Annotated in this window: 14 protein-coding genes; 10 read left to right on the forward strand and 4 right to left on the reverse strand. The window is 69.0% G+C overall.

Annotated features, from left to right (window positions below; all coding sequences use genetic code 11):
* Positions 1-373 precede the first annotated feature (373 nt).
* Positions 374-3,484, reverse strand: coding sequence for a BTAD domain-containing putative transcriptional regulator (locus ABZ664_RS38640; RefSeq protein ID WP_362522109.1), 3,111 nt, complete (start codon positions 3,482-3,484; stop codon positions 374-376).
* A gap of 245 nt (positions 3,485-3,729) precedes the next feature.
* Here ABZ664_RS38640 and ABZ664_RS38645 point away from each other — a divergent pair, with 245 nt between their 5' ends.
* From ABZ664_RS38645 to ABZ664_RS38680, 8 genes are all read left to right on the forward strand, one after another.
* Positions 3,730-4,734, forward strand: coding sequence for a transcriptional regulator (locus ABZ664_RS38645; protein WP_362522111.1), 1,005 nt, complete (start codon positions 3,730-3,732; stop codon positions 4,732-4,734).
* Between the two features lie 373 nt (positions 4,735-5,107).
* A complete protein-coding gene (locus ABZ664_RS38650; RefSeq protein ID WP_362522113.1) occupies positions 5,108-6,238 on the forward strand; it encodes a hypothetical protein in 1,131 nt (376 codons plus the stop codon).
* Between the two features lie 212 nt (positions 6,239-6,450).
* Complete coding sequence (locus ABZ664_RS38655; protein WP_362522115.1) at positions 6,451-6,969, forward strand: YlcI/YnfO family protein; 519 nt, start codon at positions 6,451-6,453, stop codon at positions 6,967-6,969.
* A gap of 132 nt (positions 6,970-7,101) precedes the next feature.
* Positions 7,102-7,950 carry a DUF4097 family beta strand repeat-containing protein gene (locus ABZ664_RS38660; RefSeq protein WP_362522117.1) on the forward strand — a complete coding sequence of 283 codons (849 nt, stop codon included), beginning with the start codon at positions 7,102-7,104 and terminating at the stop codon, positions 7,948-7,950.
* A 21-nt stretch (positions 7,951-7,971) separates the two neighbouring features.
* Positions 7,972-8,922: an ATP-binding cassette domain-containing protein gene (locus ABZ664_RS38665; protein ID WP_362522119.1), complete on the forward strand. Its 951-nt coding sequence runs from the start codon at positions 7,972-7,974 to the stop codon at positions 8,920-8,922.
* Positions 8,919-9,710: an ABC transporter permease gene (locus ABZ664_RS38670; protein ID WP_362522121.1), complete on the forward strand. Its 792-nt coding sequence runs from the start codon at positions 8,919-8,921 to the stop codon at positions 9,708-9,710. Before ABZ664_RS38665 ends, ABZ664_RS38670 begins: the two co-directional genes overlap by 4 nt.
* A 64-nt stretch (positions 9,711-9,774) precedes the next feature.
* Positions 9,775-10,974 (forward strand): cytochrome P450, encoded by a 1,200-nt coding sequence (locus ABZ664_RS38675; protein ID WP_362522123.1) that lies wholly within the window; start codon positions 9,775-9,777, stop codon positions 10,972-10,974.
* Positions 10,975-11,125: 151 nt separating this feature from the next.
* Positions 11,126-12,187 carry a hypothetical protein gene (locus tag ABZ664_RS38680; protein ID WP_362522125.1) on the forward strand — a complete coding sequence of 354 codons (1,062 nt, stop codon included), beginning with the start codon at positions 11,126-11,128 and terminating at the stop codon, positions 12,185-12,187.
* Positions 12,188-12,210: 23 nt separating this feature from the next.
* On the opposite strand, the gene ABZ664_RS38685 is transcribed toward ABZ664_RS38680, so the two are convergent.
* The gene (locus ABZ664_RS38685) at positions 12,211-13,005 is read right to left on the reverse strand and encodes an MBL fold metallo-hydrolase (RefSeq protein ID WP_362522127.1); all 795 of its coding nucleotides are present in this window, start codon (positions 13,003-13,005) and stop codon (positions 12,211-12,213) included.
* Positions 13,006-13,079: 74 nt separating this feature from the next.
* Between ABZ664_RS38685 and ABZ664_RS38690 the strand changes: the two genes are divergently transcribed.
* The gene (locus ABZ664_RS38690; protein ID WP_362522129.1) at positions 13,080-13,673 is read left to right on the forward strand and encodes a TetR/AcrR family transcriptional regulator; all 594 of its coding nucleotides are present in this window, start codon (positions 13,080-13,082) and stop codon (positions 13,671-13,673) included.
* Positions 13,674-13,763: 90 nt separating this feature from the next.
* On the opposite strand, the gene ABZ664_RS38695 is transcribed toward ABZ664_RS38690, so the two are convergent.
* Positions 13,764-14,183 carry a hypothetical protein gene (locus ABZ664_RS38695; protein WP_362522135.1) on the reverse strand — a complete coding sequence of 140 codons (420 nt, stop codon included), beginning with the start codon at positions 14,181-14,183 and terminating at the stop codon, positions 13,764-13,766.
* Positions 14,180-15,646: an MFS transporter gene (locus tag ABZ664_RS38700; protein WP_362522131.1), complete on the reverse strand. Its 1,467-nt coding sequence runs from the start codon at positions 15,644-15,646 to the stop codon at positions 14,180-14,182. The genes ABZ664_RS38695 and ABZ664_RS38700 overlap by 4 nt, the downstream gene beginning before the upstream one ends.
* A 479-nt stretch (positions 15,647-16,125) precedes the next feature.
* On the opposite strand from ABZ664_RS38700, the gene ABZ664_RS38705 reads away from it, so the two are divergent.
* Entirely contained in the window at positions 16,126-16,326 is a 201-nt protein-coding gene (locus tag ABZ664_RS38705) for an NAD(P)H-binding protein (RefSeq protein ID WP_362522133.1), read from the forward strand.
* Positions 16,327-16,405: the final 79 nt, after the last annotated feature.

Consider the following 16,405-nt stretch of genomic DNA (forward strand, 5'->3'; position numbering starts at 1 on the left):
GGATCGGCCGCGAGTCGGCGCGGATCAGCCGCAAAAGGCGCAGGGAACAGAAAGGACACGGATGTCGAGTGAGAAACCGGTGTTCGCCCCCGCGGCGCGGTTTCCTTTCCATCTCGACCGAATGACCACCCCGGTCATTCAGTGGAGTCAGGCGAAAGCCTAATGACGTGCCGACGCGAGTAAAGGGGTTTCAATCCTGCCTGAAGGTGTTGCGTTTCCCGGTGGCGTCGTTATGCTGCGTCCGATCCGATCGTCCGTCGCCGACGGGTGACAGACCGCCGGGCAGTCCGTGTCACGCGCTGCATTCCGTGTCACGCGCTCTCGGTCACCGCGCGTGACCGTGGATCTCGCCGCGGCCGGGAGCGCCACCTCGTCACCGGAGACCGCACGGGGGCGACAGCCGCGACCGGACGTCCGCCGCGCTCGGGTGGCCGATCTCCTCGAAAGCGGCCAGGGCCTTGTACCAGTACCTCCTGCCGCGGGCGTACCGGCCGGTGGCCTGCATCAGCGTGCCGAGGGTGTCGAAGGTGGTGCCCTTGCCCTCGGCGTCGCCGATGTCGTCGCGGATGGCCAGTGCCCGCTCGTAGTGCTGTATCGCCTCCTCGAACCGGTCGTCCCGCTGGCAGGTGTGTCCGAGGTTGTGCAGTGCCATGGCCTCCATGTGCCGGTCGCCGAGCCGACGAGCCAGTGACAACGCCTCGGCGAGATACCGTCTCGCGTTCTCGATCCGGCCGGAGTCGGCGCTGACGAGACCGAGGTTGCAGAGCACCTTCGTCTGCCCTGCCGGCAGGCGCGTCCGCCGGCACAGTTCGAGGGACTCGCCGAGGGCCGCCAGGGCACGGTCGGTCTCCCCGGTCTCCTGGAACACCATGCCGAGACTGTCCAGAGCGCCCGCCCGCCCCTTCACCTCGCCGTGGTCCCCGAACATGCGCTGTGCCCGATCGAGGTGCAGCCGGGCCTTGTCGAGATGGCATCGGCCGTACCGGTAGGCGGCGCCCAGGCTGTAGTGCATGGCGGCCTCGGCCTGCCGGTCGCCCTCGTGCCGTGCCGCGTCCAGTCCCGCCTCAGCCATGGAACACCACGTGGACACGTCGTAGCTGCGCCACAGGTAGCCGCGGAGGACGTCGGTGAGCCGCCAGGCGACGGCCCTCGGCCCACGCTCGGCGGCATGGCGGACCGCGGCGGCGAGGTTGGCGCGCTCGGCCGCGAGCCAGTCGAGGGGGGACAGTACGTTCTCCCAGGTCGCGGGCGCCTTCCCCGGAAGCTCGCACAGCCTGAGCATGCCCGGGTAGAGAATGCCCGTGGCCTGCCGGGCGGTGTCCAGATAATGCTCCAGCAACCGCCTCCGGGCGTCGTCCCGCTCCCGCTCGTCGTCCACCTCGGCGCAGCGTTGCGCGGCGAACAGGCGGAGGAGGTCGTGCATCTGGTACCGGTCCCGCGAGCGTCGCTGGACGAGGTGCGCGCGGACCAGCTGCCCGAGCATCGCCGCCGTCTCCCTCTCGTTCGCGCCGGCCAGTGCCGCGACGGCTCGCAGGCTCACGTCGGAACCGGGGAAGAGTCCGAGCAACCGGAACAGCCGGGCGGCTCGCGGCGGCAGCGCGGCGTACGAGAGGGCGAAGGCGGTCTCCACCGCCGTGTCCTCGCCGTCGACCGCCAGTTCGGTGAGCCGGTTCCCCTCCCGGAGAGCCGCGACGTAGTCCGCCACCGTGTCGTAGGTGCCCCGGCTGATGTTCGCCGCCGCGATCCGCAACGCGAGCGGGAGACACCCGCAGAGCCGGGCGAGTTCCTCCACCGTCTCGGGAGGTGTCCCGCAGATGTCCGCCCTGAGCAGCTTCGTCAGCAGGGTGACCGCGTCCGCGTCGTCGAGTACGTCCAGCTCCACGATCAGCGCGTCATCGTGCACCTTGAGGCCGGAGAGGTCGTTGCGGCTGGTGACGAGGACCGCGCTGTGCGGATTCGCGGTGATCAGCGGGCGAATCTGGTCGGGGCCGGTCACGTTGTCGAGCACCAGCAGCGTCCGGCGGTCGACCATCATCGAACGGAACAGCGAGGTCCGGGCGTCGACGTCGAGGGGTACGGTCGACGGCGACACCCCCAGGGCCAGCAGGAAGGCGGTCAGCGCGTCCTCGGCCGTTCTGGAGACGTTGTCGGAGTATCCGTGCAGGTTGTAGTAGAGCTGCCCGTCGGTGAACCGGTGACGCACCTGGTGAGACCAGTGCACGGCGAGGGCCGTCTTGCCCACTCCGGCCGTACCGGTGACCACCAGCACCCTGGCCGCCGTCGGGGGTGGGTCCGTGGCGGTCAGGTAGGTGTCCAGCTCGCGGGTCTGCCGGTCGCGGCCGGTGAACGTGGCGATGTCCGGCGGCAGCTGGGCGGGAACGGGATCCGCCCGGGAGAGGCGGGAGCGGGGGGCGGTCCAGGTCACGGCGGTGCCGATCTCCTGACGGAGGATCCGCAGGTAGGCGTCCCGCAGTTCCTGGCTCGGTTCGATGCCGAGGTTGTCGGCGAGCTGGTCGCGGAGGTCGCCGAACAACCGCAGCGCGGCGGCCCGTCGCCCCGACGCGGCGAGGGCGAGCATGATCCGCGCGTTCAGGCCCTCGTGCAGCGGCTCGGTGTGGACGATGTCCCTGAGCCGTTCGAGCGCGGCCCGGTGGTGCCCGCGGTCCATGGCCAGATCGGCGTAGTCCAGGACCGCGGTCAGGCGTTGCTGGGAGACGGCGACGACGACCGGATGGTGTCGCGCGCGGGGGGTGAGGTCGGCGAGTATCTCGCCCAGCCACATCGACAGCGCCTTCTCGTAGGCCCGTTCGGCCTCCTCCCGCTCTCCCGCGGTGCGATGGGCCGTGGCCTTCGCCATCGTGTCCGCGAACTCCAGCAGATCACTCCGGTCGGGCGACAGGGTGAGGAGGTAGCCCGCGCCGGTGCGGCTGATCAGGGCCTCGGCCATGCCGATGTTCTCGAAGAACTTCCGCAGGCGGGACACATGGGTGTGCACGAGGTTCTGGTAGGTGGGGGGAATCTCCTCGCCCCAGAGGAAGTCGACGATGTCCGCCTGCGTGACGACGCGGTTGGCCTGGAGTGCGAGCAGACCCAGGAGACGGCGCTGCATGGGAGGTTCCAGGTCGACGGTACGGCCGTGCAGGCGGATCGTGAGCGGCCCCAGCAGCTCGATCCGCAGGATCGGGTCCTCTGTTCGCCGCGACCGGGACCGATCCGCCTTCTCTGTTCGCCGTGACCGGGACCGATCCGCCTTCTCTGTTCGCTGTGACCGGGACCGATCCGTCTCCTCGATCGCGTCGAGATCGGTGACGGACAGGCCGGCCGCCTCGGCGAGCTTGCGCACCGACCGGGCGTGGGGGCGTTTGACCACGCCCTGCTCGATGTCCCGCAGCGTGCGGACGCCGACGCCGGCGCGGGCGGCCAGCTCGTTCTGGGTGATGCCCGCTCGCTTCCGGTAGGCGAGTAATAAATCACCCAACGTCATGGGGCCCCCTTGGTGAACGTTCCCCCTTTATGAGGACAAGCTACTTGTCTCGGTTCTGCCGACGATGAGGGGTCCCCGGTTCTGCCGGTGGGTGAGGATTTCTGCCGATCGTCGAAAACGGACGGCCATTGGTGCAGATCAGCGGATCGACGGCTGAACTTTCCGGAGTACGGCGTCCAGGCGAGGTACAGGGCCCGGACATTCGGTCTTCTTAAACTCGGCGTACCGACCAACGGGGGGTCACGATGTTGCGCATCCATTTTTCGGCCGAGGACCTGCTGCGGATACGTGTCCAGGCCGAACCGAACGTGATGTGGGAGGTGCTGCTGAGCCTGCACATGGTCCAGACGGGGTATGACGGCCGGGTCTTCGGACCGTGGCGGCGCGCGGTTCGTTCCCGGCTCGCGCCGTCCGTCGGCCTGCTGCGGACGCTGGCCAGACCGCGGGGATACTCGCCGGACTTCCTCACCCCGTCGGCGGATGTGGCCGACCTCGACACCGGGCTGGAACTGGTGATGAGCACCTCGCGAACGCGGCTGCGGGCCGATATCGCCTCCCTGGCGGATCAGGTCGCCCTGCCGACGTGGGTGTCCGGTGTCGCCGACGGAGAGCCGGAGACGATGCGGCGACTGCGCGACGCGCTCAGGGCGTACCACGCGGAGGCCCTCGAACCGTACTGGCCGAGCATCCGCCGGTACGTGCGGGCGGACCAGAAAAAGCGGGTCGAGGCCGTGATGGGCAACGGCTTTGAGTCGTTGTTTGATTCGTTTTATCCGATTATGAGGTGGAGGGCTCCCGTACTCGAAGTCGTCTATCCGATCGAATGGGACCTGCATCTGGAAGGGCGCGGGCTGACCCTGGTGCCGTCGTTCTTCTGCTGGCCGGGGCCCATCACGCTGGCGAACCAGTCCGGACCGCCCGTACTGGTCTACCCCGTCCAGAAGGGGCCGGCCCAACCGCTGGTCGCGGAAACCGAACGCACGCGGGAAAGGTCGCTCCGGTCGTTGGTCGCGCTGATGGGTCAGACGAGGGCGGAGGTGCTCCGCGAGATCGCGGAGAGAAACCACGTGAATACCACGGAGCTCGCCCAGACGCTCGGCATCTCCCTGGCGGGCGCCAGCCAGCACGCCGCCGTGTTGCGCAACGCCGGTCTGGTCACCACCGCCCGGCATCGGGGCTCGGCCCTGCACAAGGTCTCCAACCACGGTGCCGCCCTGCTTCACTCGGCCGCGTCGCCCGTGGGGCACTGACGGCGCACGGATTCGCAACCGGGCAACCTGTGCCGTCCAGGCGGCTCCAGGACCACGCCACGGCACGTGTCACGGCCGCAGTGCTCGGCCCGGACGATCCCCTCCACACGTCCCATCAGGATGCCGCACGAGGAGGAGTCCTCGGCCGCCGACGGCGTTGGGGCGGGGGTTTCCGGTAGAGGGGATCTGTGTGGAGTCGGGGTGTTGGACGGTGACGACGACGCCGCGCGGGAGGAAGGCCGCCATGTCGAAGATGTCGAACAAGAGTCAAGTTCGTTGGTCAATTTGGGTCTTCCCGGCCGCCGGTCGACGGGTTACCAAGGGTTGGAGAGCACGCGCGCCATCCCGGCCCGCGGACGCCACCCCGATGTGGATGAAGGACGACATGCGCCGGCTATGGGCAGTGATCGTACGAACGCTCTGCATCGCGGCCCTCGCCGCGACCGGGCTCACCGCGACAACCGCGACTGTCGCGACCGCCGGCGCCGCCACGACCGCCACCGTGGCCGAGCCTCCCCGCTGGGGATTCGCCGTCGTCAGAAGCGGCGCCGCGGTGGATTCCATGCGCCAGGCGGGCTCGTGGCCGTCCGGGCTCAGGGTCGAGGCCACCCAGGGCGAGCCCGGTCAGGTGTTCGTGAGGTTCCCGCAGATCGGAATGGCCGCAGGGGGAGTCGCCCACGTCACGGCGATCTCCCAGTCCGCCGACTGGTGCCAGGTCGAGGGCTGGTGGCAGTCGGGCGCCGACGAGATCGTGGCGGTGCGGTGTCACCGGTACGGCGTCGGTCCGATCGCCTCGTGGTTCTCGGTCACCTTCGGCTCCAGCGACCAGTACCTGCCCGTGCGCCAGGCGTTCGGGTACGTGCACTGGGACGGCTCCGCCGTGGCCACGCGGTTCAACTCCTCGGGGCCGACCGCGGTGAACACCGTCGAGCCGCTGACGATCCCGGGAGCGTGGAGGGTCACCCTGCCGGGACTCGGCTCGGCGGGCCACGCTGGGAACATCCAGGTCACCGCGGTCGACCCGGCCGTACCGGCACACTGCAAGCTGGGCGGATGGAACGCGACGACGGCCGCGCAGAGCATCGTGGTGCGCTGCTACGACGCCACCGGCACATCGCTGAACACCGGATGGAGCCTGACCTACCACCGCGAGCGGGCCATCACCTGGACACCTTCGGGGTACCGCTTCGCCTACACCTTCGACAACGCCCCCACGACCCAGGGCCCCTACGTACCGACGCCGTACCCGGTCAGCTACAACTCGCAGTCCGGGGGTCTGCAGCTCAACAGGTTCGGGGTCGCCAGGAAACAGGTGTTGTTCGGCGAGGTCAACGGATACGCGGACAACGTCCAGGTGACCGCGTTCGGCTACGGCCCGGAGTTCTGCAATCTGTACTCTCCCTGGGAGACGTACTCGACGTATGTGAACATCCGGTACGTCACCTGCTACAACGGCACCGTCCCGGTCGACCACCCGGCGATGATCACATACATGGCCCGCTGACCTCGGCCTTCTTTCCCCTCCAGGCACCGGGCCGCCGACGGCGGAAACGAGCGTCGGCCTTTCCCTGCGGCGGTCGGCGGTGATGACGACGCCGTCGAACGCCGCGTCGCCCGCGAGGTCGATATCGCCCGGACGTTCATCCTGAGCCAGAGTGATGCCAAGCTGAGCCAATGTGGCTTGTTTGTGGCATCACCATGTGCCATAGTGATGCCATGGACTTGACCCCGTACGTGGCCGCGCTCGGTCGCGAGTTGCTGACCGCCGCCGAGACCGGTGAAGGCGACGCCAGTGTGCTGATCGAGCGGTTGACCGTTTCGATGGAGTCGGCGATCCGGCTCACCCTGCTCGAGGCGCTGTCGGCGGCCGCCGACGAGATCACCCGAGATCTGGCTCCCGGTTCTGTCCAGGTTCACCTGCGTGGGCGTGACCCGAGCTTCGTCGTGGCGGTTCGGCAGATGGAGCATCTCGCCGCCGCCCCTCCGGCTCCGAGCGCGTCGTCGGCCGACGACGCCGCGGCGAGCTTCGAGGACGGGCCGGTGACACGGATCAACGTCCGCCTCCCCGAGCAGCTCAAGGCCGCGATCGAGGAGGCGGCCGCCAAGGAGGGCCGTTCGCTCAATGCCTGGCTGGTGCGGGCCGCCTCGACCGCGCTGCGTGCCCCGGAGCGCGACCACGACTCCGACCGACGCGGCAAACGCGGCGCGCAGCGTTCCACCGGCTGGGCTCGCTGACCCACCCGACCGACGCGGCGCACAGCTCCTACGGAGCGGGCTCGCCGGCCCAACCCGACATCCAGAGCCACTTTCTCCCGCACACCTCCGACCAGCGGAAATGTTCTTCTGACTCACTCCGAGGGGACAGCCATGCCAATTTTCGCCACACCCGAACCGATTTCCGCCACGATCGAGCTCTCCGTCGGCGACGTCCAGATCATCGCGAGCGACCGGACCGACACCGTCGTCGAGGTGCGGCCGAGCGACGCGTCCGACGAGTCCGACGTGGACGCCGCGCAGAAGACCCGCGTCGAGTACGCCAACGGCACCTTGACGGTGAGAGGGCCGAAGGCCCGCATGCTCGACTTCTCCAAGAAGACCAGGTCGGTCGACCTGCTCATCGAGCTCCCCACCGGCTCGCACGTGCAGGCGGACCTCTCGATGGCGGACCTGCGCGGCGTCGGCACGCTGGGAGAGTGCCGGTTCAAGGTGTCGGCCGGGCACTTCCACCTCGACCGGACCGGGCCGCTTCGACTGAGCACCTCCGGTGGCGACATCACCGTCGAAGCGGTCACGGGCGACGTCGACGTCTCCACCGGCACCGGGCGCGTGCGCATCGGCGAGATCGACGGCGCCGCCGTCGTCAAGAACTCCAACGGCAGCACCGAGCTCGGCACCGTCACCGGTGAGCTGCGGGTGCGCTCGGCCAACGGCGACATCTCCGTCGACCGGGCCGACGCGCTGGTGGACGCCAAGACCTCCAACGGAGCCATCCGCGTCGGCCGGGTCGCACGCGACACCGTCACGCTGCACACCTCGACCGGCCACCTCGACATCGGTGTCGCCTCCGGCACCGCCGCATGGCTCGACCTGGACACCTCCTACGGGCGGGTGTCCAACTCGCTGGACGACCTCGGCGAAGCACCCGAGGAGTCCGAGCAGACCGTCGAAGTCCGCGCGCACACGTCGTTCGGCGACATCACCGTCCGTCGTTCCTGACCAGACCGAGAAGGGCCTCTCATGAACATGCCGTCCCCCTCCGCGATCACGGCGACCGGGCTGCGCCGCTCGTACGGCGACCACGTCGTGCTCGACGGCGTCGACCTGGACGTCCCGCGCGGCACCGTCTTCTCGCTACTCGGCGCGAACGGCGCCGGCAAGACCACCACCGTCAAAATCTTGTCCACCCTCATCCGGGCGGACGGGGGCAGCGCGCGCGTCGCGGGCCACGACCTGTCCGCCGAGCCGGACGCGGTGCGTGCCGCGATCGGCGTCACCGGCCAGTTCTCCGCGGTCGACAACCTGCTCACCGGTGAGGAGAACCTCGCCCTGATGGCGGACCTGCACCACCTCGACCGCAAGACGGGCAGGCGCAGGGTCGCCCGGCTGCTCGACCAGTTCGACCTCGCCGACGCGGCGAAGAAGACGGCGGCGACCTACTCCGGCGGGATGCGGCGACGGCTCGACCTCGCGATGACGCTGGTCGGCTCACCACAGGTCATCTTCCTCGACGAGCCGACCACCGGGCTCGACCCGCGCAGCCGCCGCGCCATGTGGCAGATCGTGCGGGAGCTCGTGGCCGGTGGCGTCACCATCTTCCTCACCACCCAGTATCTGGAGGAGGCCGACGAGCTCGCCGACCGGATCGCGGTGCTCGACCACGGGAAGATCGTCGCCGAGGGCACCGCGGACGAGCTCAAGCGGCGCATCCCCGGCGGCCACGTCCTGCTGCGGTTCGCCGACGAACGCGACCTCGAATCCGCCGCACGCGCCGTGGGCGAGGTGTCCCGCGACAGCGACACGCTCGTCCTGCGCGTACCGCACGACGGCAGCCTCGGATCGCTGAAGGCGCTGCTCGACCGGCTCGACCGCGACGCGGTCGAGGTCGGCTCGCTGAGCGTGCACACCCCCGACCTCGACGACGTCTTCCTCGCTCTCACCGGCAACAAGGAGAAGGTGGCCCCCCGATGAGCACCATGTCGTACGCCCTGACCGACTCGGCGACGATGCTTCGCCGCAACCTCAAGCGCATGGTGCGCTACCCGTCCATGACACTGCAGCTCATCGGCATGCCGATCGTCTTCCTGCTGCTGTTCGTCTACGTCTTCGGCGGCACACTCGGCGCCGGGATCGGCGGAGTCACCGGCGGACGCGCTGAATACGTCAACTACGTCACCCCCGCGATCATCCTGATGACGATCACCGCCGCGATCCAGGGCACCACCATCTCGATCGCGATGGACATGACCGAGGGCATCGTCGACCGGTTCCGCACCATGGCGATCGCCCGCGTGTCCGTCCTGACCGGACACGTCATCGGCAGCCTCATCCAGACGATGCTCAGCATCGCGGCGGTGCTCGGCGTCGCGCTGCTCATCGGCTTCCGGCCGTCGGCGGGGCCGGGCGACTGGCTCGCCCTCGTCGGGGTCCTGGTGATGATGGCCTTCGCCTTCATCTGGCTGGCGGTCGCGCTCGGTCTGGCCAGCAAGTCCGTCGAGTCCTCCAGCAACGTCGGCCTGCCGCTGGTGCTGCTCCCGTTCCTGGGCAGCGGGTTCGTCCCGACCGACTCGATGCCGACCGTGCTGCGCTGGTTCGCCGAGTACCAGCCGTTCACACCGCTCATCGAGACCCTGCGCGGCCTGCTGATGGGCACCCCGATCGGCAACAGCGCCGTCATCGCGGTCGGCTGGTGCCTCGTCATCGGCCTCGGCGGCTACCTCTGGTCGAAGAAGCTCTTCAACCGCGAATCCACCCGCTGACCTGCGCCTGGTCGAAGAACACGCACCATCGCGAGTAACCCCCACGCCGAGAAGAGGAACGACCATGGAACACATCGTCACCACGCTGCCGACCGCACGCCCGCCCGGCTGTCCCTTCGACCCGCCCAAGGAGCTGCTCGACGCCCGCGAGCACGGCCCGATCAGCCGCTTCACCTTCCCCGACGGACACGCAGGCTGGCTGGTCACCGGATACGACCTGGTCCGGTCGGTCCTGGCCGACCCCCGGTTCAGCTCACGCAGGGAGCTCATGCGCCACCACCCGCTGGTCGACCTCGGCGACCTCCAGGTGCCCCCGGCGCCGCCCGGCGAGTTCCTGCTGATGGACGAGCCGCAGCACGGCCGCTATCGCAAACCGCTGGTGGGCAGATTCACCGTCCGGCGGATGCGGCAGCTCACCGAGCGCGTCGAGCAGGTCACCGCCGAGCACCTGGACGCGATGGAGCAGGCCGGACCGGCAGCTGACCTGGTGGCCGCGTTCGCCAGGCCCATCCCCTCCGTCATCATCTGCGAGCTGCTGGGCGTGCCGTACGAGGACCGGGACCGCTTCCAGGAGAACATCGACAAGTTCCTCGGCGGGGAGGTCGCCGACGAGGAACTGTTCGCGGCCTACACCGCGACCCAGGACTATCTCGCCGAGCTGGTGGCCGCCAAGCGCGCCAATCCCACCGACGACGTGCTCAGCGACCTGCTCGACAGCGACCTGACCGACGAGGAGCTGAAGGGCATGGCCCTGATCCTGCTCTCGGCCGGGTTCGACACCACCGCGAACATGCTCGCGCTGGGCACCTTCGCGCTGCTGCGCAACCCGGAGCAGCTCGCCGCCCTGCGCGCCGACCCCACGCTCGTCGACCGGGCCGTGGAGGAGCTGCTGAGATATCTGAGCGTCGCCAAGCAGTTCTTCAGGGTCGCGCTGGAGGACGTCGAGCTGGGCGGCCAGACCGTCAGGGCCGGCTCGATGATGATCCTGTCGTACAACACCGCCAACCGTGACCCCGAGCGCTTCGCCGACCCCCACAGGCTCGACCTCGGCAGGCAGGACGGCGGGCACCTCGCCTTCGGCCACGGCATCCACCAGTGCCTGGGCCAGCAGCTCGCCCGCGTCGAGATGCGGGTCGCCTTCCCCGCCCTGCTCGACCGCTTCCCCACCCTGCGCCTGGCTGTGCCGGCCGAGGAGGTCGCCCTGCGCCCGGAGACCGCCGACATCTACGGGGTGAAAAGCCTCCCGGTCACCTGGGACACGTGACCGGTCCGCCCACGCAGAGCGTCACTTCCCCCTTTTCCGGTTGATTTGGGTCTTCTCAACCGCTTGGTTGGCGGGTTATCAAGGGCCTAACCCCCCTCTCTCCAACGTGGTGAAGGATGTCATGCGCCGGTCATGGGCAATGATCGTACGGATGTTCTGCGTCGTGGCTCTGGCCGCGACCGGGCTCACCGCGACCGCCACGGCGGCCACGGCGGCCGACCCTCCCCGCTGGGGGTTCGCCGTCATCAGGAGCGACGGCATCCCGGACTACTCACGCCAGGGGGGCTCGTGGCCAGGCGGATATTGGGTCCAGACCACTTTGGGCGGTCCCGGTCAGGTGTTCGTGAGGTTCCCGCAGATCGGAAGGGCCTCGGGGGGAGTCGCCCACGTCACGGCGATCTCCTCTTCCGCCGACTGGTGCCAGGTCGAGGGCTGGTGGCAGTCGGGTGCCGACGAGGTCGTGGCGGTCCAGTGCCACCGGCACGGTGTCGGCCCGATCGCCTCGTGGTTCTCCCTCTCCTTCGGAGACAGCTCCCAGTATCTTTCCGTGCCCCAGGCGTTCGGGTACGTGCACTGGGACGGCTCCGCGGTGGTCGGGCGGTTCAACTCCTCGGGTCCGGCCGCGGTGAACACCGTCGAGCCGTCGACGCTCCTGGGAGTGTGGATGGTCACCCTGCCGGGGTTCGGTTCGGAGGTTCATGCGGGAAACATCCAGGTCACCGCGGTCGATCCGTCCGTACCGGCGCGTTGCAAGGTGGCCGGATGGCAGGTAACGCCGCCCGCGCAGAAAATCGTGGTGCGCTGCTACGACGCCGCCGGCGCGCCGCTGAACACCGGATGGAGCCTCACCTACCACCGCGAGCGGCCTCTCGTCGGGCACTCCGAGTCGAATCGCTTCGCCTACACCTTCCACATCGCCCCCGGCACGAGCGTCATCCCGATGACAATGACCCATCTGAACTACAACTCCCGGCGCGGGACCGTGCAGATCAGCAATAGTCCCGATGGCCCCAAGAAGCAGGTGGTCTTCACCGAGGTCGGCGCGTCCCCGGACAATGTCCAGGTCACCGCGGTCGGCTACAACGCGGAGTTCTGCAACCTGTCGGCCCCCTGGGAGTGGTACACGACCCGCGTGATGATCCGGCATGTCGCCTGCTACAACGGCAACTGGAAGGTCGACCACTCAGCGATGATCACGTACGCGGGCCGCTGACCGGCGGTCTCAGGAAACAGCCCTCAGAGGGTGATGTCCTCGCCCTGCCTGAGAGCGGCGACCTCATAGGTCTCGGCCGAGGTCGCGTCCAGGAATCGGGAAAGCTCATCGGGCCGCGTGTCATAGAAGCCGTCGATGTGGAATCCGTCGTAGTGGATCGGCACCGCGACCCTCGCTCCCAGCAGGCGCGCGGCCACGGCCGCCTGGCCGGCGTCGAGCGAGGCCGGGTACGGACTCGGGGGCTGACAGTGCGGGAAGCACACGGTCGGCCCGTTGATGGGAGTGAGCACCGCGTCGAACGGCCCGAACCGGTGGGCGGCGCGCCACCAGTAGCCGTGGAACATGCTGTCGCCCAGGTGCAGCACGCGCTTTCCGCCCGCTTCGACGGCCCAGGACACCTGCGGATCACCCAGGGTGTCGACGGCTGGAACGGCCGCGATCGTGAAGGGGCCGATCGTGACCGTCTCCCACAGACCCATCGGACGCCGGGACAGGTGCCGTTCGTCGAGCTCGCGATCGGCCTTGAGCGTCCACAGATTCTCGTGGTCGTCGCCACCGAAGGAGACGGGATGCAGCACCCGGCCGTCGGGGCGGAGCGCTTCGGCCAGTGCCGCGGCATCGGTGTGGTCTCGGTGCAGATGCGTGCACAGCCCGGCGATCACGTCCCCCTCGGTGCGGGGCCGGACGACCTGCGGCATGGGCGCCGACAACGGGGTGTCCTCCAGCACTCCCTCCGGACGGCCGAGCAGGTCGATCACCACGCTGTGACCCCGCGCTTCCAGCTCCACCCCGGCCCAGCCCAGCCACCGAACACGCATCTTCCGGACCCCTTTTTAGCTTACGATCGTTCGTTAATCGGTTAGCGTACGATCGTTTGCTAAACTCGTCAATCATGAGAAGATCCGCTGAGGCGGCCCAGCTGACCCGCGACCGAATCGTCGCCACCGGCGTGACGAAGGCCTCCAGCGACGGCCTCCACGCGCTGACCATCGGCTCCCTGGCCGAAGCCCTCGGCATGAGCAAGGCAGGCGTCGTCGGCCCCTTCGGCTCCCGCGCCGAACTGCAGTCCGCCGTGCTGACCAAGGCGGCCGACATGTTCGTCGCCGCCGTCGTCGCGCCGAGCATGAAGGAGGAGCCGGGCCTGCCGCGCCTGCGTGCGCTGATCGATCTGTGGTGCGGCTACCTGGACAGCAGCCCGTTTCCCAACGGTTGCTTCATCACCGCCGCGTCCTGTGAGCTGGACGGCCGGCCAGGCGAGTTGCGGAGCCTTCTCCTCACCACCGTGACCCAATGGCGAACCTTCCTGCGCGAGCAGATCGTGATCGCGCGGACCGCGGGCGACATCACCACGACGCAGGACGCGGACGACCTCGTGACGACCCTGATCGGGATCGCGATGTCGGCCAACCAGGAGATCCAGCTCCTCGCCGACGCCACCGCACCGGCACGCGCACGACGTCTCATGCTGGCCGCCATCACCCGCTGAACGCGGTGACCCGCTGTTTCCCGGATCAGGCCGGACAGCGTCGACGCGAGTGATCGCCGCGGCGTCGTCATCGGCTGAGCAAGGACGGCGTCACGTCCGCGTGACGGACGCGAGGAGCGCCGGCCTGTCGGCACTGTCGGTGCCGGGGGCCGGGTGGAGGATGACAAGCGTCTGGCCTGTCGCGCCGCTGACGCCCAGTCTCTCCCGGTTCAGCCACAGGCCACCGACCTGGGGGTGATCGATGCGCTTGAGGGTGCCCTCGCACGTGTTCACGTCGTGGCGGGCCCAGAGCCTGCTGAAGCGAGGACTGCCGAGGGAGAGCTCGCCGACGAAGTTCGATGAACCGGGGGTCGTCGATGTCGGTCCGGCCTCCGCACCCAGGCCGTCATCTGGCGCTGACGGGAGCCACCGGGTCAGCTGATCGGGCAGACCCGGTGGCTGGTAGCCGCTGGTGAGTGAGCACTTTCCTGCGCTGGACCGATGCTCGAGTCCCGGGGGCAGACCGTTCAGCCGGTGGGGTGCAGGTCGGCGGTGTCCGGGTCGGGGGCGGGCTGGGACGCGGCGGCGCCCCGGGCACGCGGACCGGGGAGCCTGAGGGCGGCCAGAACAGCCGTCAGCATGACGGCGCCCAGGACGTAGACGGCGGCGCGCATCCCCTCGGCGGAGGCGACGCGCAGCGCCTGCCCGGACAGCCCTTCGATGCCGTGGTTGGCGACGGCCACCAGAACCGCCAGACCCGCTGCGGTTCCCACCTGCAGCGCGGTGGAGGCCACCCCGGAGGCCAGCCCCTGCTCGTCCGCCGAGACGCCGGTGCCCGCGGCGATCCACATCGCCTCGTAGGTGATGCCCATGCCCAGACCGATGACGACTATCCCGGCCAGGACGGTGAGGAAGGATCCATCCGTGTGCATGCCGGGGGCGAGGAACGCGGCGCCCACGGCGTTGACGACGATGCCGGTGATCAGCGTGCTCCGGGTGCCGAAGCGGTGGACGAGTCGCTCGCTGAGGAAGTTTCCCGCCGTGATCGAGAGAGTCGGGCCAAGGAACGCCAGCCCGGTCTCCAAGGCGCTGAAACCGAGGACACCCTGGAAGTACAGGGTGAGGAAGTACGGTACGGCCTGCATCGTCAGCCCGAAGACGAGGATGACCACGACCGCTCCGCTGAACGCGCGGTTACGAAACAGCCGCAGCGGCATCAGCGGCGTCCGCCCCCGAGCCTGGACGCGCAGGAACGCGGCCAGCAGGACCACCGCGAGAACGGCCGAGGCGACCACCTCAGCCTGCGTCCAGCCGACCTCGGAGCCGTGCGCGACCGCGAAGATCAGCAGCGTGATGCCCGCCGTACCGGTGAGGGTTCCGAGCACGTCGACGCTCCCCGAGGTGACACGGCCGTCCGGAGGCAGCAGGGCGAAGGCGGCGGCGGCCCCCACGACGGCGAGCGGGACGTTGACGTAGAACACGGCCTGCCAGCCCAGGGCCTGGGTGAGCACCCCGCCCGCGAGCGCGCCCACCGTGAGCCCACCGGCGCCCGCCATCGCCCAGACCGTCAGCGCGCGGTTGCGCTCCCTGCCCTCGGCGAAGGTGGTGTTGACCAGGGCGAGCACCGCCGGGAACAGCGCCGCACCGGCGAGACCCTGCAGAGCGCGTGCGGTGAGCAGCACCGCCGGCGCCGTGGCCAGGCCGCCCAGCACGGAGGCCACCCCGTACAGCACCATGCCGAGCACGAACATCCGCCGGCGTCCCACCAGGTCGGACAGCCGACCGCCGAGCAGCAGGAAGCCTCCGTACAGGACGACGTACGCGGTGACCACCCATTGCAGGGTGTGCGGGGTGAAGCCGACATCGGCCGCGATGTCGGGGAGGGCGACGTAGATGATGGTGAAGTCGAGACTGATGATCAGATGCCCGAGCGCGAGCAGCGCGAGGCTCCATCCCGGCCGTCGGCTGCGAGCCGGGGACTGGGTTGTGGACATGGGTGTGCCTTTCGTCCGTATGTGGTCCGGTGGCCTGTCATGGCTGCACCGGGACCGGCGGACATTTGTTGGCACACCCCCTGAGGGCACCGGGAGGGGCGGCCCCCGTGCTCGACCCGTCCGGTCCGATCATCGCCCCTCCCTTCCCTGGGTGTTCCGCGCTGTCTTCGCGTGTTCCGCGCTGTCTTCGGGACGACTATGCCGTTCGTTGTGGCCGACGGCATCGGACGTCCGGTCGGCATGGCCTGGGACCTTGGACCTAAGACCATTGGAGGTCTCCGCGACGAGAACGCGAGGCCGTCGTTCTGTCGCTTTGTCGGCCTTCGAGGAGGCCGAGTGCGGCAATCCGGGTGTCGCTTCACGTGTATCCGGTGACACGCCTCGCAGCGACAGGAGCGGGTTTTTTGACCTCAACTGCGGTTGAGTTCCTAGGTTCGTCAGCGACGCATCCGGACAAAGACGATGTAAGGAGCGCGACTGTGACGACCTTGGTGACAGGTGCCACCGGCAACACCGGCCGGCACGTTGTGGCGGAACTGGTCCGCCGAGGAGAGCGGGTTCGGGCCTTGACGCGGGACCCGGCGGCGAACGCGGGAAGGTTTCCGGCCGAGGTGGAGCTGGTGGCCCCCTCTCTGTCAGACTCCTGCGAGACACGGACATATGAAGTCCTTTTGATGTGAAGCAGGGCGAGACAGGACGATCAAGCAGTGACGATGACCTTCGCTGACCAGGGCGCCATGAGGGGGCAAGATGGTCAGG

The sequence above is a fragment of the Streptosporangium sp. NPDC006930 genome (genome assembly GCF_040635605.1).
Classification (GTDB): Bacteria; Actinomycetota; Actinomycetes; order Streptosporangiales; family Streptosporangiaceae; genus Streptosporangium.